Origin of the sequence: Ruania albidiflava DSM 18029, from assembly GCF_000421225.1 — a bacterium.
Classification (GTDB): Bacteria; Actinomycetota; Actinomycetes; order Actinomycetales; family Beutenbergiaceae; genus Ruania; species Ruania albidiflava.
In genome coordinates this window covers 1-25970 of the sequence record NZ_ATWL01000030.1, presented here as the reverse complement: position 1 = coordinate 25970, position 25970 = coordinate 1, and the positions used below count along the sequence as shown (strand labels likewise).

Below are 25970 nucleotides of genomic sequence, written 5' to 3'. Positions count from 1 at the left end.
CCATCAGTACCGCGTGGATCTCGTCCCACACTCCCAGCCGTGCGTAGAGGTAGTGGCGCTTCCACACCGTCTGCCAGGGTCCGAACCGCTCCCGGGGCAGATCCCGCCACGGAATACCGGTCCGAGCACGATAGATGATGCCCTCCACGATCATCCTGTTGTTCTCGAACGGATGCCCCTTACGACCCTCGTTCGAGGGCAGCAACGGCTCAATCCGCTCCCACTGCTCATCCGAAAGAGCCCGATCCCGGGACGCTGCAGTAGTAGCCATCCCTCAACCCTCAAGGCAAAACCCCCTCACATATGGGAGACACGCCCTAGGCGGAACCCGAGAAAGTAGCGCATACTGGCAGTACCGGATATCGCGAGGAGGCGATGATGAGTACCAGCCCTACCGTCACCGAGCGTGAGGCCCGGCGTGTCGCCGAGCAGTCACGGCAGACCGAGTGGAGCAAGGAGTCCTTCGCCAAGCAGCTCTACCTCGGCGACTTCCGCCCAGACCTGATCTGGTCCCGTACCGTGACCGACGCCGACCAGCAGGCCCGCGGTGAGGAGTTCCTCGCCCGGCTCGCCGACCACCTGCGCGAGCACGTGGACGGTGCACAGATCGAGGCGGAGGACTTCATCGGCGATGACGTGCTCGCCGGCCTGATCGACCTTGGCGTGTTCGGGATCAAGATCCCCACCGAGTACGGCGGCCTGGGCCTGAGCCAGGTGCACTACAACCGCGCTCTGATGCTGCTCGGATCCGCACACCCCAGCATCGGCGCCCTCGCCTCGGCGCACCAGTCGATCGGTGTACCCGAACCGGTGCAGCAGTTCGGCTCCGAGGACCTCAAGGCCGGCTACCTTCCCCGGTGCGCGGCCGGTGCGATCTCGGCATTCCTGCTCACCGAGCCGGACGTCGGATCCGACCCGGCCCGGCTGCAGGCCACCGCCACCCCCACCCCGGAGGGCGACTACCTCATCGACGGGGTGAAGCTGTGGACCACCAACGGTGTGCTCGCCGAGCTGCTGGTGGTGATGGCCCGGGTCCCGGAGCACGAGGGCGGCAGAGGAGGCATCACCGCGTTCGTGGTGGAGGGGGACTCGGAGGGCATCACCGTCGAGCGGCGCAACTCCTTCATGGGCCTGAAGGGTCTGGAGAACGGGCTCACCCGCTTCCAGCAGGTGCGGGTGCCCGCTACGAACATCGTCGGCCGGGAGGGGCAGGGGCTGAAGATCGCGCTGACCACGCTGAACACCGGGCGGTTGTCCATCCCGGCGCTGTGCGTGGCCGGCAGCAAGTGGTCGTTGAAGATCGCCCGGGAGTGGTCCGGGGAACGGGTGCAGTGGGGTCGGCCGATCGGGCGGCACCCAGCGGTGGCGCACAAGCTGGCGTTCATGGCCGCCACCACCTTTGCCCAGGAGGCGGTGGTGGAGATCGCTGGTGAGCTGAGCGACTCCGGCGCGGCCGACATCCGCATCGAGGCGGCCCTGGCCAAGCTGTGGTGCTCGGAGATGGCCTGGCGGGTGGCTGACGACCTGGTGCAGGTCCGTGGTGGCCGCGGCTATGAGACCGCCGCCTCGCTGCAGGCCCGCGGAGAGCGTGCCGTACCGGCCGAACAGCTCCTCCGGGACCTGCGCATCAACCGCATCTTCGAGGGCTCCAGCGAGATCATGCACCTGCTGATCGCCCGGGAGGCAGTAGACACCCACCTGTCCGTCGCGGGCAACATCATCGACCCGGACGCCACTGCTGCGCAGCGCTCCGAGGCGCTGGTGGCCGCAGCGAAGTTCTACTCGACCTGGTTGCCGAAGCTGCTCACCGGCCCCGGCAACGCGCCCTCGTCCTATGCCGACCTCGGTCCCTCGGCCCGGCAGCTGCGGTACGTGGAGCGCGCCAGCCGCCGGCTGGCCCGGTCCACCTTCTACGGGATGGCCCGCTGGCAGGGCGGCCTGGAGCACAAGCAGGGGTTCCTCGGCCGGATCGTGGACATCGGTGCCGAGCTGTTCGCGATGACCGCCGTGTGCGCCTATGCCGCGCGCCGCGAGCCAGCGGAAGCCGAGTCGGCCCAGCGGCTGGCGGACGCGTTCTGCCGACAGTCCCGACTGCGGGTGGAGGGGCTGTTCAAGGCGCTCTGGAGGAACACCGACGCCCGGGACGAGAAGCTCGCCACCCGGGTGCTCGACGGCGATCTCACCTGGGCCGAGGCCGGGGTGCTGGACGTGAGCGAGGGCACCGGCCCGTGGATCGCCGAGGAGCACCGCGGCCCGTCCACCGAGTCGAACGTGCACCGCAGCTACCGTTGAGCGCGCACGCCGCGCACTTCTCTCAGCCCACCGGCAGGTACCGGTTCCACCAGCGCAGGATGTGCTCGAACCGGGCCAGCCGGTGCTTCGGTGTGCCCGACCGGCTCAGCTCGTGCCCCTCGCCCGGGAACAGCAGCAGCTCGGCCGGGACACCCCGCTGCTTCAGGCCCACGTACCATCGTTGCCCCTGCTCCACCGGGCAGCGCCAGTCCTGCTCGGAGTGGATCACCAGCGTGGGCGTGCGCACCCTGTCCAGGTGCACCATCGGGCTCTGCGCGGTCACCTGCTCGGCGTCGGAGCCCACATAGGCCTCGGAGAAGTACCAGCCGATGTCCGCCGAACCCACGAAGCTCGCCGGGTCCAGGAACCCGCGCTCCACGATCGCCGCGACGAACCGGTCCGTGCGGGTGGTCAGCCACGCGGTCATGTACCCGCCGTAGGAGCCGCCGAGCACCCCCACCCGGTCGGCAGCCAGCCGCGGGTCGGTGAGCGCGGCGTCCAGGAAGGCGAGCACGTCGGCGGCGTCCCGGTCCCCGAACGCACCGGTGATCGCTCGGCCGTGCTCCTGCCCGTAGCCGGCCGAGCCGCGCGGGTTGCAGAACACGACGGCGTAGCCCGCCCCGGCGTAGGTCTGCACCTCGTCGAAGAACGTGGGCGTGTACTGCGCGTGCGGGCCGCCGTGGATGAGCAGCAGCACCGGGTGCGGCCCGTCCCCCTCGGGCACCGCGACCCAGCCGTGCACCGGGTAGCCGTCCGGGCTGGTCGCCGTGGTCTCGACCGGCGTGATCACCCCGGCCTCGGCGCGCAGCCGGCGGGACAGGTCCGTGACGCGCCCAGGGGCACCGTCGGAGGGCAGCAGCCACAGGTCGCCGACCGTGTCCACACTGCTCGCCGTGGCCAGTGCGGAGCCGTCCGTGCCGACGGCGCACGCTCCGCTGGACTCCACCTCACCAGCGAGGGCGGTGCTCAGGCGTCCCTCGCGCCAGCGGGCCACCTCCATGGTGCCGCGGTGCATCCGGCCGACCAGCACATCCTCCCCTGCGATCTCCAGCTCCCCGGCCAGCGAGGTGGTGGTCGGGTCGGTGAGCCGCTCCAGGGTGGCGGCGTCGAAACGAGCCGCCTCGGCCTGCCAGTCGGCCCGGTACAGCGCCGGGGAGCGGCCGATGAAGTCCATCCGGTCCGGCCCGAAGTCGGACAGCAGCAGCCACAGCGTCGCCCCGTCGCGGCTGAACGCGAGACCAGCAGGCACCAGGCCGGCCACGTCCAGCACCCGCGCATCGGCACCGGCGGCGTCCTCGTGCAGCACCAGCTCGGGTGCCAGGGCGTCCTCCTGGGCGCGCAGCACGAGCACGTGCCGGCTGTCCGGGGTCCACACCGGGATGCGGTGGTCGGCCGCGGCTGTGGTCAGCCGGCGAGTGGTGACGCCCGGCACGGTCAGCGGCTTGTCCCGCTCCCCCGGCGCGCGCTCCCCGGCAGCCGTGCCGGACTGCTCACCGCTGGGGCTCTCCTGCTCTGGGCGAGGGACGTCGTCGACCGGGTCTGCCGGTGACGGCAGGTCGAGCACGAACACGTGCTGCGGCTTGTCCGGGAGGAACCCGGCCCCGTCCAGGCGGTACCGGAAGGTGGTGATGTGGCGAGGTGGCTCGGCACCTGGCCCCACGCCGTCGACCGTGCCGTACCGGCCAGGCTCCGGGACCCGCGCGGTGTAGGCCACCCGGGTGGAGTCCGGTGCCGGCACCGGTGCGGAGACGCCGAGCGGGTGATCGGTGAGCACCCGCGGTTCCCCGCCAGCCAGGTCCAGCACCGCCAGCTGCGGCTTGCCGTCCTTGGCCTGGCGCAGGAACACCAGGTGCTGCCCGTCCGGGGTGAAGACCGGTTGGGTGTCTCGCCAGCCGTGGGTGAACGGCGTGAGCTCGCCGTCGCAGAGGCGCACGCGCCACAGCGTGGCGGGGTAGGAGTCGTCCTCGGTGTCCGGCCGGGCGATGGAGACCACCGCCCAGCTGCCGTCGGGGTGCACCGCGGCGCGGCCGGGCATGCGGAAGAGGCTCAGGTGTTCAGGACGCATAGGGTCACCCTATGCGTCGCCCGCCACAGGGGCGCGAACGCTCGGCTTCGCGGCGGGAAAGCGCCGTCCCGCCGCGAAGCCGAGCGTTCGCGAGGGGTTCAGAGGGTAGCGACCTGCACCCGAGCGGCCACGTCCTCGCGCAGCGTGCCGTCGAAGAAGACCGCGTCGAACGGGGCGGCGGAGGCCCGGCGGTCGGTGATGCCCTGGGTGACGACCTGCTTGGCGATCCGGGCGGCGTCGTGGATGTCGGTGCCCTTGGCCAGCTCGGCGGTGACGGCGGCAGCGAAGGTGCACCCGGCACCGCTGACCCGCTCCTGGCCGATCTTCGGGGTGGAGTACACGGTCACGGTCTCACCGTCGAAGAGCAGGTCGACCGCGTCCGGGCCGGGCAGCTCCACCCCACCCTTGACGATCACGTGCTGCGGCCCCAGGGCGTGGATGCGGCGGGCGGCCTCGGCCATGCCCGCCACCGACTCCAGCCGCTCCATCCCGGACAGGGTGCAGGCCTCGAAGTGGTTCGGCGTGATGACGCTGGCCAGCGGGAGGATCTGTGCCTTGAGGGCATTGTCGGTGTCCAGGGCGGCACCCGGCTCCTGGCCCTTGCAGATCAGCACCGGGTCGAGCACCACGTGCCGCCAGGGCTGCTCGGCCAGCGAGGCCGCGACAGTGTCGATGGTCGCCGGGGTGCCGAGCATGCCGATCTTCACCACGTCCAGGTCGTGGCAGGACGTGGCGGCCTCGATCTGGGCAGCGATCACCTGCGGGTCGACCGGCACGAACCGGTGGCCCCAGTCGTTCTTCGGGTCGAAGGAGACGATGCAGGTCAAGGTGCCCACGGCGTAGGTGCCCAGCGCCTGGAAGGTCTTCAGGTCCACCTGGATACCGGCGCCGCCGGTCGCCTCGGAACCTGCGATCACGTAGGAGAGAGAAGTCACGCTCCTACGGTACGCCGCTGATCGGGCCGAAGGCATTCCATCATCAGCGTCACTGGAACCCGGGCACGGATGCCCGATCCTTATTGACTTTGCGGTGGGTGGAGGGTCATGGAGCCACCTGTCGGACTCGAACCGACGACCGTTCGCTTACAAGGCGAGTGCTCTACCAGCTGAGCTAAGGTGGCGGGCCCGGTGGTCAGGACCGGACGTGCCGAGTGTGCCAGATCCGCCCCACCGAAGGCGAAACCGGACCGGTCTACTCCAGCTCGGCAACCACGGCCGCCCGGAGGGCGCCCTCCTGCTGCCAGCTGGCCTCCAGCGTACTGCCGTCCAGGCGGACCAGCGGGGTGGTGCCGGCGTCAGTGTCCCGGCGCATCTGGTTCGTGGCAGCAGCCACCCAACCCGGGAACATCGCATCGGTGAACGAGTCCACCGTGTGCTGGGAGACCCCGGTCTCCAGCGCGAGGGCCGCCAGCTCCCGGTCGCCCAGCGTACGCATCTCCTGGCCCTGGGTGCCCAGGAGCGCCCCGACGAACGGGGCGAACAGGTCCGGCTCGTAGTGCGCCACCACGATCGCCGCCTGCGCGGCCCGGCGGGAGGCACCTGCGGCGCCGGGATCGACCAACGCCACCGGGTGGTAGCTCACCGTGACCTCACCGGAGTCGCGCAGCTCGTTCAGGTCCCGCCCGTTCGCGGCGAAGAACTGCGCGCTCTCCGGGGACATGAAGTCCACATACACATCGAGCACCGGCAGGTCCGGATCCACCTGCCCGGCCACTCCCTGGGCACCGACCTCGATACCGCCATGCCGGTTGCTGTGCTCCGGCACCGAGTCGAGCTCGTCGATATAGGTGCGCTGCGCCGCCTGGACGAACACCACGACACTCACCGCCACCAGCACCAGCACGACCGCCGCAACGATGGTCAGGGTCAGGCGACCGGTGCGCCGCGAGCCCTCCCGCGCGGCCTTGGCGAGCCGCTCGCTGCGCTTGCGGTCGGCGCCGGTGTGCCCGGCGCGGTTCGCGCTCGTGCCCTTGCCGGTGCCCGCGGGCCTGCTGCCCTTGGTGGCGGTGCGTCGTGCCATCTCGCGTGTCCTCAGCCGGCCGCCTGGATGTCGGCAAGCAGCTCACCCGGGTTGGTCCGGTTGCCGTCCCACTCCTCGCCGTCGATCAGCACGGTCGGGGTACCACCGATGCCGTCGTGCTTGCTCGCCTGCTCGCTGGCCACAGCCACCCATTCGGCGTAGGTGCCGTCGGTCATGCTGTCCGCGACGTCCTGCGGCACTCCCGCCTCGAGCGCGATGTCGGTGATCTCCTCGTCGGTGAGGCCGGAGGACCCCTCCTCCGGCTGTTGCGCGAACAGGGCAGCCATGAAGTCCAGCGCGGTGTCCGGCGCCTCGGTGGCCACATAGGCGAACGCGGCCGCGGTCCGGGTGGAGTACTCGGTGCCCTCGGAGAACCGGTCCAGGTAGTTCAGCGGGTGATAGATCACCGTGGCTTCACCGTCGGCCGCCGCCTGGGCCAGGTCCGGGCCGTTCACCTGTTCGAAGTCACCGCAGTAGGGGCACATGAAGTCCAGGTAGATGTCCACCTCGGGTGCGCCCTCGTTCGTGCTGCCGGCTCCGTCGGCGCCGAACGGGATACCGCCGTGCAGGTTGGAATTGGCCGGCATGGCACCCTCGAAGTCGGAGAGCAGGGTGCGGTTGGCCTGCTTGGCGATCACCACCACGGCGACGATGATCAGCGCGAGCACTGCGGCCACGACGCCGATGAGGATGGCGCGGCCGCGTTTGTCGCGCGCTTCTTGGGCCTTGCGGAGGCGTTCGGCCTCTTTGCGTGCGGCCTCGCGCCGCTGGGACTTGGTGAGCTTGGCTTGTGCCATCAGTTCGGTCCTTGGTCGGGTCGCCACATGGCGAGAGTGGGTTTGGGCGTGCCGCAGCGGTCTGCTGTGCCGGCGGTGGCGTGCCACCGTGATCGCCCGGGTGCTGTTCCGCTGCCGGGGCGATCAGGCCGGGATGGGTGGTCCGCGCCGCCAGAGCGGCAGCTGCAGGTCCTCCAGCACGACGGCGGTGCCTCGCCAGTCCGTCAGGGTCACCAGGGTGGGGGTGCTCCAGCGGCGCAGCAGCCGCGGCAGCGGCCGGGCGAGCGCGGCAAGCAGGCTGCGGGTGGCGTGGCCGGCCCGGCCCAGCCAGCAGGCCAGCACGCTGGCAGCTGCGTGCGCGATCACCAGACCGGCGAGCAGGGCGCTGGCGGCACCGACTGCTGCGACCGTGTGCGGGCCGTAGCCGACAGTGCCGCTGGGGCAGTCGGCGACGCTGCGCATCTGGGCGAGGTTCTGGGCGATGAAGCCGCCCACACCGGTGGCGCCCACACAGTCGGCCGGCCGCAGGGCGCTGGACAGCAGCACGGTCAGCACCGACCAGGCGAGCCCGACGGCAGCGAGCGCGGCACCGGACGCGGGCCTGAGCAGCGCCGCCGGACCACCCGGGGCCGGCGAGGCCGAACGCGCGAGCGTGCGCACGTGGGGCACCCACCGTCCGGTCATGCGCCCAAGGATACGCACCGCGGTGGGGCCGTCGGAAGCCGCGGCCGCCCCGTTCGGTGTGCGCGAACGCTCTGGTTCGCGGCGACACGCCGGCCGGGAGCCGCGAACCAGAGCGTTCGGCACCTGTGGGTGGGTCAGAAGAAGGAGCTGGGTGGTGCCGGGAAGGGGGTCCAGTGCGGACCGTCCCCGACGCCCAGGAACAGGATCAGCCCGATGACGGCGAGCGCGAGCCCGCCCAGCATCCACAGTGCACCGCCCAGGCCCCGGGGGGCGACCAGGCGTAGCACCACCCGCTCCCCCTCCCGGGCGCGGCCGCTGGAGGGGGTCCACCACAGCAGCAGGGCAGCCACGGCTACAGTCCCGGGGAGCACCGCCTGCATCGGCAAGGTGTCCACCCCGAGGATCCACACGATCGCCGCACCTGCTGCGCCGACGATCGCACCAGGCAGGGTGAGCAGGGCGGCCAGGAGCAGGTGGGCCGGGAACGTGGCACCGACCCAGGTGCGGTCCCAGCGACCCGGGCCCCGTTGCAGCCGTCGTTGGCGCAGCGACCGGGCGGCCGAGCCGATGCCGCCGAGCAGGACCACCAGTGCGGTCAGCACGAGCAGCAGCACCGCCGGGTACACCAGGCCCAGGCCCACCACCGCCAACAGCCAGCACAGCGAGATCCACCCGCGCGCCGGCGCCGGTCGGAACCACGCCGGCAGCTGGTCGCCCTGCGGGGGCGGCGGCCACTGGGCACCGCCGGGATGCCACCCGGGCGGCACGCCTGTCTGCGGCGGTGGCTCAGGGCTGGGCTGCATCGTGGTGGGCAGGTAGGCGGTGCGCGGGCCGAGCTCGGCACCGGGTTGCTGGGCCGCGGCCGGTTCGCCCGGGGCGTAGGTGGGTGGCAGCACGGCTGGTGCGTCCGCCATCTCCGCGGCCGGTGCCAGCTCGGTGGCCGGGTCGTCCCCCTGGGACGGATCGTCCTCGTCGGCCAGGAGCGTGGTGACCTCGCGGCCTGCGGCGTGGTCCGCGAGCGCCTGACGTACCACCTCGGGGCGCATCCGCCGGTCCGGGTCCGGGTGCAGGGCACGCCGCAGCACCTGGGCGCTGCGCGGGGAGAGACCGTCGGTGTCCACGCGTCCGGACTCGACCCGCATCAGCACGCCCGGGCCGCGGCCGAACGGCTGGCGTCCGGTGGCGGCGAACACCAGCACCGCGGCCCAGCCCCACCAGTCGCCGGCGAGGGTGGGGTGCGACCCGTGCATCACCTGCGGGTCCACGTATCCGGGGGTGCCGGTGACCAGCCCGGTCTGGGTGATGCGGGGGTCGTCGGCAAGCTGGGAGATGCCGAAGTCGATGACCACCGGGCCGTCGTCGGTGAGCATCACGTTCCCCGGCTTGAGGTCGCGGTGCAGCACTCCGGCGGCGTGGATGGACTCCAGCGCCCCGGCGAGCCCGTCAGCGAGGTCCGCGAGCTCGTCGGCGTCCATCGGCCCGTGCTCCCGGATCGAGTCCTCCAGCGACTGCCCGTCGATCAGCTCGGTGACGATGAACGCCTCGGCCGACTCCGCCTCCGCGTCCAGCACCCGGGCGACCGACTCCCCCTTCACCCGGTGCAAGGTGGCCACCTCGCGGCGCAGCCGCTCCCGGGCCGCCTCGTCGGCGCTGAACGCCGGGTGCAGCAGCTTCAGCGCCACGTGCCGGCCCTCGGCGTCGATCGCTTCGTAGACGGTACCCATACCGCCGGAGCCGAGCGTGTGCAGCAGGCGATATCCCCCGACCTCTCGGGTCGGCGGCTGCTGCTCGCCCCGTTCGCCGGCCATATGAGGCAACTTACGCCACCAGCTGGCACCGGGCGGCGCCCCACACCGGGTAGCACCGACACCTGCACAGGACCCCCGCAGCCACCGTGCGCCAGGACACAGCCAGCCGGGACGTGCCGGGCGGGCCAGGCCCTGCGCCGGGAAGCGTCCCGAGAAGTGATCTGGGCGATATTTGGATAGCCTGGCCACAGCAACCGAAGAGTGAGGGACATGTCTGGATCGCACGAGTTCGTCGTCGTCGCCAACCGCCTGCCGGTGGACGTGCAGGTGAGCAGCAAGGGCAAGGTCTCCTGGGACCGCTCCCCCGGCGGCCTGGTCACCGCCCTGCACCCGGTGATGCAGTCCCAGGACGGTGCGTGGGTGGGCTGGTCAGGCCGTGCGGACACTGAGCTGGACGCGTTCGAGGCGGACGGCATGCACCTGGTGCCGGTCCCACTCAGCAAGGCTGAGGTGGCCAACTACTACGAGGGGTTCTCCAACGCCACCCTCTGGCCGCTGTACCACGACGTGATCGTCAACCCCGTGTACCACCGCACCTGGTGGAACTCCTACCTGGAGGTCAACCGCCGGTTCTCCGAGGCTGCCGCCGGAGCAGCGGCACAGGGTGCCACGGTGTGGGTGCACGACTACCAGCTGCAGCTGGTGCCGCAGATGCTGCGCCGGCTGCGCCCGGACGTACGCATCGGGTTCTTCAACCACATCCCGTTCCCGCCGGTGGAGCTGTTCGGTCAGCTCACCTGGCGCAAGCAGGTGGTCGAGGGGCTGCTCGGTGCGGACCTGATCGGCTTCCAGCGCACCGGTGATGCCGCGAACTTCCTGCGCGCAGTGCGCCGGTTCACCGACTTCACCCCCCGCGGACAGTCGGTGACCATCGGCCAGCACTGGACCCGCCCGGAGCGGCACGTGCGCGTGGGCACCTTCCCGATCTCCATCGACTCCACGCAGGTGGACGAGCTGGCCCGCTCGGAGAAGACTGCGCAGCGCGCCGCTGAGCTGCGCCGCGAGCTGGGCGAGCCGGACGTGCTCCTGCTCGGTGTGGACCGGCTCGACTACACCAAGGGCATCCGGCACCGGATCAAAGCGTTCGGCGAGCTGCTCGCGGAGAAGAAGGTCACCGTGCCCACCACCGCACTGGTGCAGGTGGCCAGTCCCAGTCGGGAGCAGGTGGAGCAGTACCGCAACCTGCGCCAGGAGGTGGAGGTCATGGTCGGCAACATCAACGGCGACTACAGCTCCTGGGGACGTTCGGCGATCTACTACATGCACCACTCCTACCCGCAGGAGGAGATGGTCGCCCTGTACCGAGCCGCCGACGTGATGCTGGTGACGGCGCTGCGGGACGGGATGAACCTGGTCGCCAAGGAGTACGTGGCCGCCCGGCATGACCTGGGTGGGGTGCTCGTGCTCAGCGAGTTCGCCGGCGCGGCCGACGAGCTCGGTCAGGCGCTGCTGGTCAACCCGCACGACATCGAAGGACTGAAGTCGGCGATGATGCGGGCCGCCACGATGGAACCACCGGAGCGCAGGCGCCGGATGCGGGCACTGCGCAAGCGGGTGCTGTCCGGGGACGTGCAGTCCTGGGCTCGCAAGTTCCTCACCGCCCTGGCCGCAGACCGCAATCCCCATGAGTGAGCCCACCAGCTCCCGGCCCAGCGGCACCGAGCCGGGCGGACCGGAGCTGACCGCAGCGCTCCAGGACTTCATCGCTGCCCCTGCGGTGCTCGTGGCCCTGGACTTCGACGGCTGCCTCGCCCCGTTCGTGCTCGACCCGGCCGATGCCCGCCCGCTACCGGCCTCCGCCGCCGCACTGCACGACCTGGGCGCGCAGCCGGGCGTGCACCTGGCGCTGGTCTCCGGCCGCCCGCTGGCCGACCTGTTTCGGCTCGCCGACCCTCCGCCCGGCACTGTGCTGGTGGGCAGCCACGGCGCCGAGCGCGGCGAGGTGGACGCCGCAGGTGAGCTGCACCTGACCCCGGTGGAGCTGACCGAGGACCAGCAGAACCTGCTCGCACACGTGACCTCCGCCGTCGAGCAGATCGCCCACGCCCACCCCGGGGTGTGGATCGAGCACAAGCCGGCCGCCGCCGTCGTGCACACCCGGGCGCTGCCCGACGAGCAGGCCGAGGCCGTGCTGCGGGAGGCGATGACCGGACCGGGCACGCTAGCCGGGGTGAGCGCGATGCACGGCGACCAGGTGGTCGAGCTCGCAGTCGTGGATGCCACCAAGGGCGAGTCGTTGCAGGCGTTGCGCACCACGCGACCCGGTGTCCCGGCCCTGTACGCCGGCGACGACGTCACTGACGAGACTGCGCTGGCTGTGCTCGGCCCCGGTGACGTGGGCGTCAAGGTGGGCGCTGCGCGGACCGTCGCCGAGCACCGGGTGGCCGGGGTCGAGGAGGTCGCGCAGATGCTGCAGCGTCTTGCCATGTGGCGGGCGACCCGGTCCTCGCGCTGAGATGTGCAACAATGCACTCGGCTCGACCACGGGGGTCGCAGCTGTGTCAGCGGTGACACCTGACACTCTTCACAACGGATCGTCCGGCACGTACCTGCCGGTGAAGGGAAGCAACACTCATGGCAACTGTGACCTTCGATCACGCCACCCGGATCTACCCGGGAACCGAGCGCCCCGCCGTGGATGCACTCAATCTGGAGGTGGCTGACGGCGAGTTCCTCGTCCTGGTCGGTCCGTCCGGCTGTGGTAAGTCCACCTCGCTGCGGATGCTCGCCGGCCTGGAGGACGTGAACTCCGGCCGCATCCTCATCGGTGACCGGGACGTGACCGACGTGCAGCCCAAGGACCGGGACATCGCGATGGTGTTCCAGAACTACGCGCTGTACCCGCACATGTCCGTGGCCGACAACATGGGCTTCGCGCTGAAGATCGCCGGCAAGCCGAAGAAGGAGATCCGCGAGCGGGTCGAGGAGGCCGCCAAGATCCTGGACCTGAGCGAGTACCTGGACCGCAAGCCGAAGGCACTCTCCGGTGGTCAGCGGCAGCGGGTGGCGATGGGCCGCGCGATCGTGCGCCAGCCGCAGGTGTTCCTCATGGACGAGCCGCTGTCCAACCTGGACGCCAAGCTGCGGGTGCAGACCCGCACCCAGATCGCCTCGCTGCAGCGCCGCCTGGGCGTCACCACGGTGTACGTGACCCACGACCAGACCGAGGCGCTCACCATGGGCGACCGGATCTGCGTGATGAAGCTCGGTGTGCTGCAGCAGGTGGGCACCCCTCGGGACATGTACGACCGCCCGGCGAACGTGTTCGTGGCCGGCTTCATCGGCTCCCCGGCGATGAACCTGGGCACCTTCTCCATCAAGGACGGGCACGCCACCCTCGGCGACGCCGCCATCCCGCTGACCCGCACCACGCAGGAGGCGGTCACCGAGGCGGACAAGGGTGAGATCACCCTCGGTTTCCGCCCGGAGGCGCTCGACGTGGTCTCCGAAGGTACCGACGGCTCGTTCGCCATCGACGTGAACCTGGTCGAGGAGCTCGGCTCGGACGCGTTCGTCTACGGTGAGCTCGCCAACCGCAAGGAGGCCGAGGCGCTCGGTTCCGGTGAGGACGACTCCCAGGTGATCGTCCGCGTGGACCCGCGCACCCCGCCGATGAAGGGCGACCGCATCCACGTGGTGATCCGCGAGGGCCAGAAGCACGTCTTCTCCGCTGCCTCCGGTGAGCGTCTGCCCGAGTAAGCACGCACTCTCCCGCGAACGGGGCAGGTCCGGCGCGGACCTGCCCCGTTCGTCGTTCCGGTGCCCGCGACCAAGCTCCGGAACGATCCTCCACCCGGCCGCGCTGCGCCGTCCGCACCGCGCCCGCACCTTTCGGACCTGACAGACTGAGACCCATGCCCTCGGCACTGAAGATCACCGCCGCCGCCCCGGACCCGGCGCTGCTGGACCTCCCGTGGCACATTCCCCTGGAGGACTGGCCGGAGAAGACCCTCGCCGCCCTGCCCCGCGGCATCTCCCGCCATGTGGTGCGATTCGTGCGCCTGTCCGGACGGGTGCTGGCAGTCAAGGAGATCGGCGAGTCGGTCGCCTATCGAGAGTACGAGCTGCTCCGCGACCTGGGCCGCCTGGACGTGCCGTCCGTGGAACCGGTGGGAGTGATCACCGGGCGCACCACCCCCGAGGGCGAAGAGCTGAACTCGGTGCTGATCACCCAGCACCTGAAGTTCTCCCTGCCCTACCGTGCCCTGTTCAGCCGGTACCTGGCACCGGACACCGCCACCCGGCTCATCGACGCTCTGGCGGTGCTGCTGGTGCGTCTGCACCTGACCGGCTTCTACTGGGGCGACGTGTCGCTGTCGAACACGCTGTTCCGCCGGGACGCCGGTGAGTTCGCCGCCTACCTGGTGGACGCCGAGACCGGCGAGCTGCACGACTCGCTGACCAGGGGGCAGCGGGAGTACGACCTGGAGATCGCCCGGGTGAACATCATCGGCGAGCTGATGGACCTGGACGCCGGCGACCTGCTGCTGGACGAGGTGGACACCGTGGCCGTGGGCGAGATGATCGTCAGCCGCTACCACGAGCTGTGGGACGAGCTCACCAGGGTGGAGGAGTTCGGCACCACCGAGCGCTGGCGGGTCTCCGACCGGATCCGGCGGTTGAACGAGCTCGGCTACGACGTGGGCGAGCTGCAGATGACCACCGACATCGACGGCACCACTGTGGCGATCCAGCCGAAGGTCGTGGACGCCGGGCACCACCACCGGCGGCTGATGCGGCTGACCGGGCTGGACGTGGAGGAGAACCAGGCGCGGCGGCTGCTCAACGACATGGACACCTACCAGGCGGCGACCGACCAGCTCGGCGAGAACGAGGAGTTCGTCGCCCACGAGTGGCTCGCGGAGGTGTTCGAGCCGACCGTGCGCGCCATCCCCCGGCACCTGCGCGGCAAGCTGGAGCCGGCCGAGTTCTTCCACGAGCTGCTCGAGCACCGGTGGTTCATGGCGCAGAACGCCGGGCACGACATCCCGATGCCGCAGGCCGTGGACTCCTACATCGACAACGTGCTGCGGCACCGGCCGGACGAGGAAGCGATCCTCGGTCTGGACACCGCCACGCTGCGCGCGATCGAGCACGACTGAAACCTCGCTGCTTCGGGCGCACTGAGGCAGTCCTGTGACACGGAGGTCGGAATTTTGAGCCTCAATGTCACAGAAGTGCCTCCGAGACCGTAGGGCGAGCTCAGATCCGGGTGAGCGGTACCGGAGCCGGTCGCGAGGTGCGGGTGCTGATCGGTACCTCCCGGCCCTGCTCCGCGGAGCCCAGCACCGCCTCCATCACCTCCAGCACGTGTGCCGCCAGCGCGCCGGAGGCCCGCCCGTCCTGACCGGCCGGGGTGCGCACCAGGTCCAGCAGCCCCACCCCACGACCTGCCTCGAGGTACCCGGCCGACGGCGCCACCTCCTGCCACTGGTCAGCGCCTGCCGTGCGTAGCCGCACCGGTCCGTCGAACCGGTTGGGGTCCGGGACGCTCAGCGAGCCGGCGGTCCCGTGCACCTCGATCTGTGGTGCCTGGGTGGCCACCGAGTCGAAGCTCATCACGATCGTGGACAGTGCCCCACCGGTATGGGTGAGCACCCCGGTCACGTGCGTGGCCACCTGCACGCCGATGCGCTCACCGGCGCGCGGGCCGGAGCCGATCACCCGCTCCGGGGCGGACGTGCTCGCCGCACCGATCACCGAGGTGACACCGCCGAGCAGGGTGACCAACGCCGTCAGGTAGTACGGGCCCATGTCCATCAGCGGGCCGCCGCCGGGCAGGTAGTAGAAGTCCGGGTTCGGGTGCCAGCGTTCGTGTCCCGGGGCGGCGAACGTGGCGTTGGCCGCCACGGGCACACCGATCGTGCCCTCGTCGATCACTGCACGTGCGGTCTGCACCCCGGTTCCCAGCACCGTGTCCGGGGCACCGCCGGTGGGCAGCCCAGCCGCCGCAGCAGCCTGCAGCAGGGCACGGGCCTGCTCCCCCGTGGCAGCCAACGGTTTCTCCCCGTACACCGCCTTGCCCGCGGCCAGCGCCGCCTGGGCGACCTCGGCGTGCGCTGCTGGCACGGTGAGGTTGAGGACCACGTCGACCTCGCCGTCGTCGACGAGCTCGGGCACGGTCAGGGCGCGCGCCCCCGTGCGGGTGGCCACGTCGGCAGCGCGCGCCTGGTCCAGGTCTGCGACCGCCACCACCTGGGCGCCCTGGGCGCGCTCGAACGTGTCCAGGTACTGGCCCAGGATGGTGCCCAGGCCGACGATGCCGATCCGCGCCGCCCGGCCGCTGCGCCACTCCTGGTCGACGGCGGGGCGCACCTGGGACGTGGCTGTTGCCGTGCTGGGGTCGTCAGGGCCCGGCTCGGCCGCGCTCACCGGGCCGCCCAGAGCAGTCCGCGCTCCACGATGGTGCGCACGCTCGGGTGCTCGAGCACGTCCACCGAGTGCCCGGGGGTGGCCACGAAGATCCGGCCGGCGCCCCACTGCCGGGTCCAGACCGCCGGGCAGGTCACCTCCCGGTGCCAGGGCTGGTCCTCCCGGGCCGGGTGCGTGGTGGTGGCGTGCACGTCGATGAGGTCGTCGGTGAGCACCCAGTACTGCTCGGTGGTCAGCTCGAAGTCCTCGATACCGGCCACCACCGGGTGGTCGTCGGTGATGTGGATGGTGTGCGTCAGGTAGTTGTCCGCCTCTCCCCCGGGCCGCTGGTCGACCGGCAGCGCCGGATGGGTGGCAAACTGGCCGCCGACCAGGTGCAGGTAGTCCGAGGAGGCACGGAAGGAGTCGGCGATGCCGCCGTGCCAGCCGGCCAGGCCGGTGCCGTTCTGCACAGCGGTGCGCAGACCGCCCAGCTGGTCGCCGGTGATCGTGCCCATCGTCCAGCACTGCACGATCAGGTCGGTGGCCGCCAGGGTCTCGGCGTCGGTGTAGACGTCCAGGTCGTCGTGGACCGTCACCTGGAAGCCGTGCTGGTCCAGGAACGGGATGAACAGGTCGGTGGCGGCCTCGGGAACGTGCCCGTCCCAGCCGCCACGGACCACCAGCGCTCGCCGGTCGGAGGTAGAAGCAGAAGTCACAATGATCCTCGTCAATTCTCGGGTGCCGCCAGTCTAGTTGCACCGCGCAACCAATACGGCCAGACGTGCCGGGTGTCGCTGTTCGTGCGGGCTGCGACCGGCCGCGTCAGTCCTCGCTCTGCACGTTGCTCGGCGGTGTCCTCGAAGCGCGGCGCCGGTCCAGCACGGCCGCGGCCACGTTGGTGGCTGCCGCAGCGAACAGCAGCACGCTCACCCCGCGCACCACCTTGGCGCCGGCACTCATCGGCTGGCCGGCTCGGGTGGCCCGGCCGGACCGCCGCCAGAGCAGCGCCCCGACCAGCAGGTCCACGCCGGCCGCCCCGTACGGTCCCCAGGTGCGGACCGGTTCCTCGGCGGCATCGGCGAAGGCCACGGCGCTGGCGCGGGCCTCGTCGGCCATCCGGCGTGCGTCGTCAGCAGCGTGCTGCGCACGGCGGCGCGCATCGTCGGCAGCCTCCTGGGCGCGCCGGCGGGTCTCGTCGGCTGCCTGGCTGGCGGCGCGGCGCGCGTCCTCGGCTGCTCGCCGGGCGTCGTCAGCGGCGTCCTGAGCGCGACGACGCATCGCTTCTGCGAGCAGCACCGGCTCGACGGTCAGCACGTCAGCGAGGTCGGTCAGATCGGTCCGCCCGGTGAGGAACTCAGCGAGCACCGCGGCCACCGGGTCGTCGGGGAGCAGCCCGGGCAGCACGTCCAACGGCCCCGATCCGGACTCGATGCCCACACGCACCCGAGCCGGGTCAGCACCGGGCACCGCCTCGACCACCTGCCTGGCCAGTGCACCCAGACCGAGCACCTCGTCGGCGAACGCCTCCGCTGTCGGCGCCTGCAGCGGCACGACCGCGGCCTGCAAGCCCCACACGTGCTGGTACTCGTCCGGCCCGGTCACGCCGAGCGCCGGGTAGTCAGCGGTCTGCTGCAGCACGACTGACGGTGTACCGAGCTGCTCCAGGGGAAGGTCACCGACGGCCGGCCCGTCCTCGACGAGCACAGCGTGCCCGAACGCCACTGGCAACGCCTGCAGCGTGGTGTCTGCGGCCGTGGCGAGCCGTTCGAGGCTGTCCCGGCCGGCCGATGTGCACACCACGGCCCGGTCGGCGACCACTACGATACCGATCTGCGGATCGAACGGGTCGTCGTCGTCTTCTTCGTCACCTTCTCCAGGAGGCAGCGCCCGGGCGGTCTCGTCGGCGAAGGTGACCACCCCCTGCACCTCCTGGGCGAGCGCGGTGACGAGCTCGGCCAGCGGCGGGCCAGCCACCACGTCCGCCCCGCTCTCGCCGAGGACTGCGACCCGGTCGTCCTCGTCGACGGCGACCGTCACCCAGGCGCTGGTCGGATCCTGCGGATCGTATTCCAACCGGGCGATCACCTGGGCGCCGTCGAGGAACCCGGTGCTGCGGTGCACCCTGGAGGCAGGCGCGTCCACCTGCCCGGATGTGCGCTGCCACATGCTCATGACGTCAGCCTACCCAGCGCTCGGCAGCCTCCGCTCGCGCGCAACGCGTTCGCGACTTCTCGCGCCGGGGCGATACCGCAGAGCACGACCCCACGCAGGAAGTCGCGAATGAATGGATTCAGCACGCGAGGGGGTGGGGCGGCGGGCGGGCGAGAGGGAACGGCCGGGCGGGTCAGGCGCTGCGGCGACGGGCGACCTCGTACAGGGCGATGCCGATCGCGGTACCGGCGTTCAGCGACTCCACGGCCGAGGCGATCGGGATGGCGGCCACCAGGTCGCAGGTCTGCCGGACCAGCCGGCTCAGCCCCTTGCCCTCCGACCCGAGCACCAGCACCAGCGGTTCGGTAGCCAGCTCGAGGTCGCCGATCGCGGTAGCGCCGTCCCCGTCCAGACCGACGACGAAGCAGCCGGCCTTCTTGTACGCCTCCAGGGTGCGCACCAGGTTGGTAGCCCGGGCCACCGGCACGCGCGCGGCGGCACCGGCGGAGACCTTCCAGGCGGCCACGGTCACCCCGGCGGCGCGCCGTGCCGGCACCACCACGCCGTCGGCACCGAACGCACCGGCCGAGCGCAGCGTGGCACCGAGGTTCCGCGGGTCGGTGACACCGTCCAGGGCGAGGATCAGTGGCGTCCGGCCCTCGGTGGTGGCGCTGGTGAGCAGGTCCTCGGGGTCGGCGTAGCGGTACGCCGGCACCTCGATCGCCACCCCCTGGTGGGCGCTGCCGCCGGTGAGGGCGTCCAGGTCGGCGCGGGTGGCCTGGTGCACCGGGGCACCGGCTTCGGCGGCCAGCTGCAGGACCTCCCGGGTGCGCCCGTCGGCATCGGCGGCCGAGGCCAGGTACAGGGCCCGGACCGGCAGCCCGGCGCGCAGCGCCTCCACCACCGCATTCCGGCCGGCGACCACCTCGTACCCACCGGCGCTCCTCGGTCCGCGGTTCTTCGGCCGCGCCTGGCTGCGCTTCTGCGCGGCTGCCTTGCGCTTGCCCGCCGGGTGGTACGGGCGGTCCTCGGCCTTCGGCGTGGGCCCCTTGCCGCGCAGCGCCTTCCGGCCGTGACCGCCGGTGCCGACCTGCGGACCCTTCTTGCTGCCGGTGCGGCGCACCGCCCCCGGCCGTCGGGAGTTACCGGCCATCGTGACCTCCGCGCAGGCTCCACCGGGCGCCGTCGGCGCCGTCCTCGACCACCACACCCGCAGCGGTGAGCCGGTCCCGCAGCTCGTCGGCGCGGGCGAAGTCCTTGGCTGCACGCGCAGTCGCACGCTCGGTGACCAGCTGGTCCACCAGCACGGACAGCGCCTGGTGAGCTGCGCCGTCACCGGCCTGAGCACCGGACCACTGCTCGGCCAGCGGATCCAGACCGAGGACGTCCAGCATGCCCCGCACCTGCCGGTGGGCCGTGGTCACCGCGGCATCGTCGCCGGAGGCGAGTGCGGTGTTCGCCTGGCGCAGGTGCTCGTGCAGCACTGCCAGCGCGGCAGAGACGTTCAGGTCATCGTCCAGCGCGGCGGCAAAACCCTCGGGCAGGTCAACAGCGGCGACCTCCTCAGCGGTGGCGGCACCGGTGCGCTCAGCGGACTTGGTGACGAATCCGGCGATGCGCTCCCAGGCGGCGGCGGACTCGGCGAGGCTGGCGTCGCTGAACTCCAGCGTGGACCGGTAGTGCACGGCGCCGAGAGCGTAGCGCAATACCACCGCATCGGCACGGTCCAGCACTGCGGCCACAGTCAGGGAGTTGCCGAGCGACTTGCTCATCTTCTCCCCGCCGACGGTCACCCACGCGTTGTGCATCCACAGCCCCGCGAAGTCCCAGCCGGCAGCCTTGGACTGGGCGTTCTCGTTCTCGTGGTGCGGGAACCGCAGGTCGATGCCGCCGCCGTGGATGTCGAAGCCCTCGCCGAGGTACTTGCGCGCCATGGCCGAGCACTCCAGGTGCCAGCCCGGCCGGCCACGGCCCCACGGGGTGGCCCAGCTGGCGCCCTCCGGATCGGTGGACTTGGTGGCCTTCCAGAGCGCGAAGTCCCGCGGGTCGCGCTTGTCCGAGGCATCCTCCTCCTCGGTGGTGAGGTTCTCCAGCCGCTGGTGGGTGAGCTCCCCGTAGGCGGGCCAGGAACGCACGTCGAAGTACACGTTGCCCTCGTTGCCGGCATAGGCGTGGCCGCGTTCGATGAGCCGCTCGATCAGCTCGATCATCTCCGGTACGTGCCCGGTGGCGCGCGGCTCGTAATCCGGCGGCAGCACACCCAGGGCGTCGTAGGCAGCACCGAACGCCCGCTCGAACCGGTGCGCCCAGGCCCACCACGGCACTCCGGCCTCGGCGGACTTCACCAGGATCTTGTCGTCGATGTCGGTGACATTGCGCACCAGGGTCACGCCCAGACCGGACCGGCGCAGCCAGCGCACCAGGATGTCGAACGCGATCGCCGAGCGCAGGTGCCCGATGTGCGGGGCCCCCTGCACAGTGGCGCCACACAGGTAGATGCCCACATGCCCAGGTGTGCGTGGCTGGAGGTCGCGGACCTCACGGGTGGCGGAATCATGCAGGCGAACACTCACCTGGCGGAGTTTACCCGTGCGGCAACCGGTCAGCTGCCGCGCCGGTGCACCACGTGCTCCGGACGCAGCCGGACGATCACCCGCTCGTGGTCGGTGCCCTCGTCCTCGGTGAAGGGCTCGCCGGTGTACTTCTGGCTCAATGCCTGGATCAGCGAGCCGGACGGGTCGTCCTCGATGCTGACCGCCCCGCGCACCTCGAGGTACTCCTGCGGGTTGTCGGCCGGGTACACCAGCAGCGTGGCGCGGGCGTCCCGGCGCAGGTTGCGTTCCTTGCGGCGACCGCGAACCGTGGAGACGAGCACGTCTTCATGGTCCCGAGCGATCCACACCACGGACAGCTGCGGTCGCCCATCAGGTTCGACAGTGGCCAGAACCGCGTACTCCGGTTCGTTGAGGAGACGTTTCGCATCCTCGGACATACCTGTCATGTTCGTGACCGTACCCCACAGCCGTCTGCCGTGCAGGCAAGGCCTACCGCTCTGGGTCATGCGTGCAAGGATCGACCCATGCACCCGGTGGTCGATCTGGACGTCAGCTACAGCCCACCGCTGGATGCCGACGCACTCTGGGACTACCTCGCCGCCCGGGTGGCCGCTGGGGTGGAGGAGTGCGAGACGGCGACCTACCGGCGTGCAGTCCACCTGCCCGGCGGGCCAGGTGTGCTGGTGCTGCAGCGCTCCGGCGGGCACGTGCGCGCCGCTGCGGTGCTCTCCGAGCCCGCCGATGCCGAGGCCGCCCGGGAGCTCGCGCTGCGGACCATCGATGCCGGAGCGGACCCGGCGGCGGTCCTGGGCGGGCTCGGTGAGCACCCGTGGCTCGGTGAGCTGGTCCGCGCCCGGCCCGGGTTGCGCGCACCCCGGCACCCGGGCACGTTCGAGGTCGCGCTACGCGCGGTGCTGGCCCAGCAGGTCTCCTTGCGAGCGGCACGCACGCTCACCGCGCGGGTGGTGCGGAAGGTCGGCACCGCACTGGCGGTACCCGTGGGGTCGGTCACGCACCTGTTCCCCACGCCGGTCCAGGTGCTCTCCCTCGCCGATGAGGGCGCAGCCCTGGCCATGCCTGCCAGTCGCCGTCGGGCGGTGCTCGCCCTGGCGGACGCGGCCGCCGACGACCAGCTGGCCGACGTCCGCGCCCCGGCCGAGGTCGAGCAGGCGCTCCTCGCCCTGCCCGGGATCGGGCCGTGGACCGCGCAGTACGTGCGGATGCGGGCGCTGGATGACCCGGATGCGTTCTGCGGCACCGACCTGGTGCTGCGGCGCACAGCAGAACGCCTCAGCGGGGAGCCGCTGGATCCGAGCGGGGCGGAGTTCGCACCCTGGCGCAGCTATGCGGCCCACCACCTGTGGCGTGCAGCACAGCTCGCCCGGCGCTGATGTCCGGGCCGCGCACCGCCCCGCACCCACCATCCCCGTACCGAGGTACTTTTGTGTCACGGAGGCAGCATTTTCTTGCCTCAGTGCCACAAAGTTGCCTCCGCAGGCGGGCGGACCGCGAACAGCGGAGGCGGACCAGTCGTAGCGGAGATCGAGGGAGGTGCAGCGATGATCTACCGGCACAAGATCACCTCCCCGGTCGGACCGCTCGTGCTCCTGGGGGACGGCACCGCGCTGACCGCGTTGTACTACCCGGGTCACCCCAGCCGACCGGAGGGCGAGGTGACCGACGATGCCAGGCCGTTCTCCGCCGTCGTCACGGAGCTGGATGAGTACTTCGCGGGCGAGCGGAAGACCTTCGACGTGCCCCTGGCACCGCGAGGCACCCCGTTCCAGCTGGCCTGCTGGTCGGCGTTGCAGGAGATCCCCTACGGTCAGACCCGGAGCTATGGCGAGATCGCCGCGGACCTCGGGCAGCCGGGGGCCGCGCGGGCGGTGGGGCTGGCGAACAACCGCAATCCGATCTCGATCATCGTGCCGTGCCACCGGGTGATCGGCGCCGACGGGTCGCTGACCGGGTATGGCGGCGGGACCGCTACGAAACGGTACCTGCTAGACCTGGAGCAGCGTGGCAGCACTCTCTTCTAGCCTCACCGCGGGAGCAGGCAGCCTGCCCTGGTGCACACCCACCTCGATCAAGGCACCCTTGCGCCTCGGAGGGATCTTCCACCCGGCCCGCACCTGCCTCCGGGGCGGGAAGCTGCCGGCGGGTGCAGCTCAGCCGGCCGGCGCAGCCGCCACCGGCTCGCGGGCGGCCAGCGAGGCGTACCGTCCACCCCGGGAGACCAGCTCCTCGTGCGTACCCTGCTCGACGATCCGGCCGCCATCGAGGACCACGATCTGGTCGGCATCGCGGATCGTGGACAACCGGTGCGCGATGGTGACGGTGGTGCGCCCGCGGCTGACGGTCTCCAGCGCGGCCTGCACAGCGCGTTCGGTCTCGTTGTCCAGTGCACTGGTCGCCTCGTCCAGCACCAGTACCCGGGGATCGCGCAGCAGGGTGCGGGCAAGAGCGAGCCGCTGCTTCTCCCCGCCGGAGAACCGGTAACCGCGGGCGCCGACCACGGTGTCGTACCCGTCCGGGAGGCTGGTGATCAGGTCGTGGACCTGCGCATCACGTGCAGCCTGCTCGATCTGGGCGTCGGTGGCCTCCGGGCGGGCGTAGCGCAGGTTCTCGGCGATGGTGTCGTGCAGCAGGTAGGTCTCCTGGGAGACGACGCCGACCAGTGCGGCCACGTCCCTCAGGCGCAGGTCGCGCAGGTCCACGCCGTCGATGCGGATCGCTCCGGAGTCCACGTCGTGCAACCGGGCCAGCAGGGCAGCCACGGTGCTCTTGCCAGCACCGGACTCCCCCACCAGCGCCAGGTGCTCTTCCGGCTGGATGTCCAGGCTGAGGTGGTGCACTGCGTCCTGCTTCGCGCCGGGGTAGCGGTAGGAGATCTCGTCCAGCTCCAGGTGGCCGGAGCCGGTCGGGTCGATGGTCACCGGGTGGGCGGGGTCATCGATCGGCACCGGCAGGTCGAGGAACTCGAAGATGCGGGAGAACAACGCCATCGAGCTGACCACCTGCACGCCGACGTTCAGCACCCCCATCAGTGGGCGGAACAGACCGGACTGCAACGCGATGAAGGCGACCAGGGTGCCGATGGTCACCTGCTGGCCGATCGGCAGACCAGCCGCCAGGTACAGCAGCGCTGGGATGATGCCGACGGCGATGGTCATCGTGGCCATCAGCCACCGGCCGGCCAGCTGGGACCGCACCTCCAGTCCGAGCAGCGCCAGCGAACTGACGGTGAACCGCTCGGTGAGGTAACCCGTGGCACCGAGGGTCTTGCCGAGCATGGCGCCGCTGACAGACAGGGACTCCTCGATCTGGGAGTGCAGACCGGCCATGGTGCGCTGTCGCTCCGCGGTGATCACGCGCCGCATCCGGGCCACCTTGCGGGTGAGCAGGATGCACGGGGGCAGCACCAGCAGGGAGAACAGGGACAGCTGCCAGCTGAGCGCCACCATGGCGACGATCGAGCCGACGGCGGTGGTCACGTTGGCGGCCACCGACGTGGCCGCACTGGTCACCACCGACTGCATCGAGGAGATGTCGTTGGTGAGCCGGGACTGCACCTCACCGCCACGGGTGCGGGTGAAGAAGGCCAGCGGCTGGCGCTGCAGGTGGGCGAAGACGCTGGTACGCAGACCGTGCATCACACGCTGGCCGACGCTGGTGGACAGCCAGGTCTGCAGCACACCGAGCACGTTGGTGACCACGGTGACCGCGATCATCGCGCCGACCAGGAGCAGCAACAGGCGTAGGTCCTGGTTCACCAGCGCGTCGTCGATGGCGCGCTTGGTCAGGAACGGCGTGGCGAGGCCGACCAGCGACGACCCGACGATGAGTGCCAGGACGAGCGCGATCGCTGTTGCGTGCGGACGGAACAGCGCGGCGACCCGCCGGGCGGAGACCGGGTGCGCGGCGAGCTGGGCGGTGTCCTGCGGGTCGATGCGAGAAGGGTGGTCCGGTCCCAATGGGCACCTCCTTCCAAGGAGAGCTGAGGGCGAGACACCCTGACGGTGGGCACCGGGCGCTGAGCAGGGTCACCTCGGTTCGTGGCGAGTGGGCGGTCGCCGGGTGACTGCTCCGGCGAGCACCGGTGGCAGGTAATGAGGCAACGCGGTAGTGAGGTTACCTCATTATGTGGGACGGGCGCTAGAGTTGTGGGATGAGATCGTGGCCACGTCGGCACCGCGAGCCGCCCGGGCCAGACGCAGACGTGAGCGAGCTGCTGCTGCACGCCGCCCACCAGATGCGCCGTGGGTGGGCGGAGTCGCTGCACCAGTGGGGCCTGTCCCCGCACCAAGCGATGGCGCTGCGCACAGTCGATGCCGAGGGCGGTGACCGGGTGTCCGACCTGGCCGCGCGCTTACGCATCGCGCCCCGCTCGGCTACCGAAGTAGTGGACTCCCTGGAGGAGCGGGGACTGGTGGCGCGCTGCCCGGCACCACACGACCGACGGGCGGTGCTGGTGCAGGTCACCGATGCCGGACGCGAGCTGGCGACCCAGGTGGAGCAAGCCCGCCACGATGCCCAGCGGGCGCTCTTCGACCGGCTCGACCCACAGGAGCGAGAGCTGCTCGCCCAGCTGCTGCGTCGCCTGATCCAACCGGCCAGCCAGCCAGCACAAACCGCCGCTGGAGCGGGCGCCGAGCCCGCAGACCGGCCGGCTTCGGACAGGTCGCCGGAGGCCTAGATCCAATGCCGTTCGGTTAAGCCGGGTGGGGTGTTGTCAAGGGGTGTTGCGGCGCGTTGTGCCTGAGAGGTTGATGCAGCTCTTGTAGGAGTGGATCTGTCCGCCAAGACCGATCCGTCCTACAAGAGCTGCGATGTCTGATTCTGCCATCTCGTCTTCGTCCGATGTCTATGCCGTGGGGCATCTGGGTGAGTTGACCGCGATTGTGCCGCCGGAGATGGTCGATGCCGCGCTGGAGGCCGTGGGCGGGCGGGAGCGGCGATTGCGGCGGCTGCCTTCTCGTGTCGTGGTGTATCTCCTACTGGCTGGTGCCTTGTTCGCTGAGCAGGGGTGGCAGCAGGTCTGGGGGCGGTTGAGCAGCGGGTTGTCCGTGCTGGTGCCGAGACCGGCGAAGTCCTCGATCGTGCAGGCGATGCGGCGGGTGGGGCCCGGGCCGTTGCGTGAGTTGTTCACGCTGCTCGCTGGCTCCGCGGCCACCCACGCCGAGGATTCGGTGAGGTTCGCGGGCCGCCTGGTGGTAGCGATCGACGGCACCCAGATCCCGGTCGCGGACACCGAGGCGAATCAGGT

General features: G+C 71.1%; 23 protein-coding genes and 1 tRNA gene. 9 read left to right on the top strand and 15 right to left on the bottom strand.

Annotated elements, in window-relative coordinates:
- Positions 1-271 (bottom strand): transposase (locus tag K338_RS0118500; protein ID WP_027287028.1); only part of this gene is annotated, 271 nt, incomplete at its 3' end.
- A 107-nt stretch (positions 272-378) separates the two neighbouring features.
- Here K338_RS0118500 and K338_RS0118495 point away from each other — a divergent pair.
- Positions 379-2292 carry an acyl-CoA dehydrogenase family protein gene (locus tag K338_RS0118495; RefSeq protein WP_022919647.1) on the top strand — a complete coding sequence of 638 codons (1914 nt, stop codon included), beginning with the start codon at positions 379-381 and terminating at the stop codon, positions 2290-2292.
- Positions 2293-2314: 22 nt separating this feature from the next.
- On the opposite strand, the gene K338_RS0118490 is transcribed toward K338_RS0118495, so the two are convergent.
- The 7 genes from K338_RS0118490 to K338_RS0118460 form a co-directional block, all read right to left on the bottom strand.
- Positions 2315-4357: a S9 family peptidase gene (locus K338_RS0118490; RefSeq protein WP_022919646.1), complete on the bottom strand. Its 2043-nt coding sequence runs from the start codon at positions 4355-4357 to the stop codon at positions 2315-2317.
- Positions 4358-4455: 98 nt separating this feature from the next.
- Entirely contained in the window at positions 4456-5292 is an 837-nt protein-coding gene (locus K338_RS23895; protein WP_022919645.1) for a hydroxymethylpyrimidine/phosphomethylpyrimidine kinase, read from the bottom strand.
- A 109-nt stretch (positions 5293-5401) separates the two neighbouring features.
- A tRNA-Thr gene (locus K338_RS0118480) sits at positions 5402-5477 on the bottom strand.
- Positions 5478-5548: 71 nt separating this feature from the next.
- Positions 5549-6376, bottom strand: coding sequence for a DsbA family protein (locus tag K338_RS24825; protein WP_022919644.1), 828 nt, complete (start codon positions 6374-6376; stop codon positions 5549-5551).
- A gap of 11 nt (positions 6377-6387) precedes the next feature.
- Positions 6388-7173 carry a DsbA family protein gene (locus tag K338_RS0118470; RefSeq protein WP_022919643.1) on the bottom strand — a complete coding sequence of 262 codons (786 nt, stop codon included), beginning with the start codon at positions 7171-7173 and terminating at the stop codon, positions 6388-6390.
- A gap of 123 nt (positions 7174-7296) precedes the next feature.
- Complete coding sequence (locus K338_RS25730) at positions 7297-7836, bottom strand: hypothetical protein (RefSeq protein ID WP_022919642.1); 540 nt, start codon at positions 7834-7836, stop codon at positions 7297-7299.
- Positions 7837-7970: 134 nt separating this feature from the next.
- Positions 7971-9644: a serine/threonine-protein kinase gene (locus K338_RS0118460; RefSeq protein WP_022919641.1), complete on the bottom strand. Its 1674-nt coding sequence runs from the start codon at positions 9642-9644 to the stop codon at positions 7971-7973.
- A 210-nt stretch (positions 9645-9854) separates the two neighbouring features.
- On the opposite strand from K338_RS0118460, the gene K338_RS0118455 reads away from it, so the two are divergent.
- The 4 genes from K338_RS0118455 (at position 9855) to K338_RS0118440 (ending at position 14746) form a co-directional block, all read left to right on the top strand.
- Complete coding sequence (locus K338_RS0118455) at positions 9855-11276, top strand: alpha,alpha-trehalose-phosphate synthase (UDP-forming) (RefSeq protein ID WP_022919640.1); 1422 nt, start codon at positions 9855-9857, stop codon at positions 11274-11276.
- Positions 11269-12099, top strand: a complete 831-nt coding sequence (gene otsB / locus K338_RS23885; protein WP_022919639.1) for a trehalose-phosphatase — start codon at positions 11269-11271, stop codon at positions 12097-12099. The genes K338_RS0118455 and otsB overlap by 8 nt, the downstream gene beginning before the upstream one ends.
- Before the next feature lie 119 nt (positions 12100-12218).
- Positions 12219-13343 (top strand): ABC transporter ATP-binding protein, encoded by a 1125-nt coding sequence (locus K338_RS0118445; RefSeq protein WP_022919638.1) that lies wholly within the window; start codon positions 12219-12221, stop codon positions 13341-13343.
- Positions 13344-13498: 155 nt separating this feature from the next.
- The gene (locus tag K338_RS0118440) at positions 13499-14746 is read left to right on the top strand and encodes a DUF4032 domain-containing protein (RefSeq protein WP_022919637.1); all 1248 of its coding nucleotides are present in this window, start codon (positions 13499-13501) and stop codon (positions 14744-14746) included.
- Positions 14747-14846: 100 nt separating this feature from the next.
- On the opposite strand, the gene K338_RS0118435 is transcribed toward K338_RS0118440, so the two are convergent.
- The 6 genes from K338_RS0118435 to K338_RS0118410 form a co-directional block, all read right to left on the bottom strand.
- Positions 14847-15959 carry a Gfo/Idh/MocA family protein gene (locus K338_RS0118435; protein ID WP_027287026.1) on the bottom strand — a complete coding sequence of 371 codons (1113 nt, stop codon included), beginning with the start codon at positions 15957-15959 and terminating at the stop codon, positions 14847-14849.
- Between the two features lie 53 nt (positions 15960-16012).
- Positions 16013-16714: a ThuA domain-containing protein gene (locus K338_RS0118430; protein ID WP_022919635.1), complete on the bottom strand. Its 702-nt coding sequence runs from the start codon at positions 16712-16714 to the stop codon at positions 16013-16015.
- A 106-nt stretch (positions 16715-16820) separates the two neighbouring features.
- Positions 16821-18170 carry a hypothetical protein gene (locus K338_RS0118425; protein ID WP_022919634.1) on the bottom strand — a complete coding sequence of 450 codons (1350 nt, stop codon included), beginning with the start codon at positions 18168-18170 and terminating at the stop codon, positions 16821-16823.
- Positions 18171-18342: 172 nt separating this feature from the next.
- Positions 18343-19302: a 23S rRNA (guanosine(2251)-2'-O)-methyltransferase RlmB gene (gene rlmB, locus K338_RS0118420; RefSeq protein WP_022919633.1), complete on the bottom strand. Its 960-nt coding sequence runs from the start codon at positions 19300-19302 to the stop codon at positions 18343-18345.
- Positions 19292-20722 carry a cysteine--tRNA ligase gene (gene cysS, locus K338_RS0118415; protein WP_022919632.1) on the bottom strand — a complete coding sequence of 477 codons (1431 nt, stop codon included), beginning with the start codon at positions 20720-20722 and terminating at the stop codon, positions 19292-19294. Before cysS ends, rlmB begins: the two co-directional genes overlap by 11 nt.
- Before the next feature lie 29 nt (positions 20723-20751).
- Entirely contained in the window at positions 20752-21150 is a 399-nt protein-coding gene (locus K338_RS0118410; RefSeq protein WP_027287024.1) for a PPOX class F420-dependent oxidoreductase, read from the bottom strand.
- Positions 21151-21228: 78 nt separating this feature from the next.
- On the opposite strand from K338_RS0118410, the gene K338_RS23880 reads away from it, so the two are divergent.
- On the top strand, positions 21229-22095 hold the full coding sequence (locus K338_RS23880) for a DNA-3-methyladenine glycosylase family protein (protein WP_022919630.1): 867 nt from the start codon (positions 21229-21231) through the stop codon (positions 22093-22095).
- A 168-nt stretch (positions 22096-22263) separates the two neighbouring features.
- Positions 22264-22743, top strand: coding sequence for a methylated-DNA--[protein]-cysteine S-methyltransferase (locus K338_RS0118400; protein ID WP_022919629.1), 480 nt, complete (start codon positions 22264-22266; stop codon positions 22741-22743).
- Positions 22744-22872: 129 nt separating this feature from the next.
- On the opposite strand, the gene K338_RS0118395 is transcribed toward K338_RS0118400, so the two are convergent.
- Positions 22873-24678, bottom strand: coding sequence for an ABC transporter ATP-binding protein (locus tag K338_RS0118395; RefSeq protein ID WP_022919628.1), 1806 nt, complete (start codon positions 24676-24678; stop codon positions 22873-22875).
- A gap of 194 nt (positions 24679-24872) precedes the next feature.
- Here K338_RS0118395 and K338_RS23875 point away from each other — a divergent pair, with 194 nt between their 5' ends.
- Positions 24873-25400, top strand: coding sequence for a MarR family winged helix-turn-helix transcriptional regulator (locus tag K338_RS23875; RefSeq protein WP_022919627.1), 528 nt, complete (start codon positions 24873-24875; stop codon positions 25398-25400).
- 133 nt (positions 25401-25533) lie between these two features.
- On the top strand, positions 25534-25970 hold a 437-nt coding region (locus K338_RS23870), incomplete at its 3' end, for a transposase domain-containing protein (protein ID WP_211218262.1).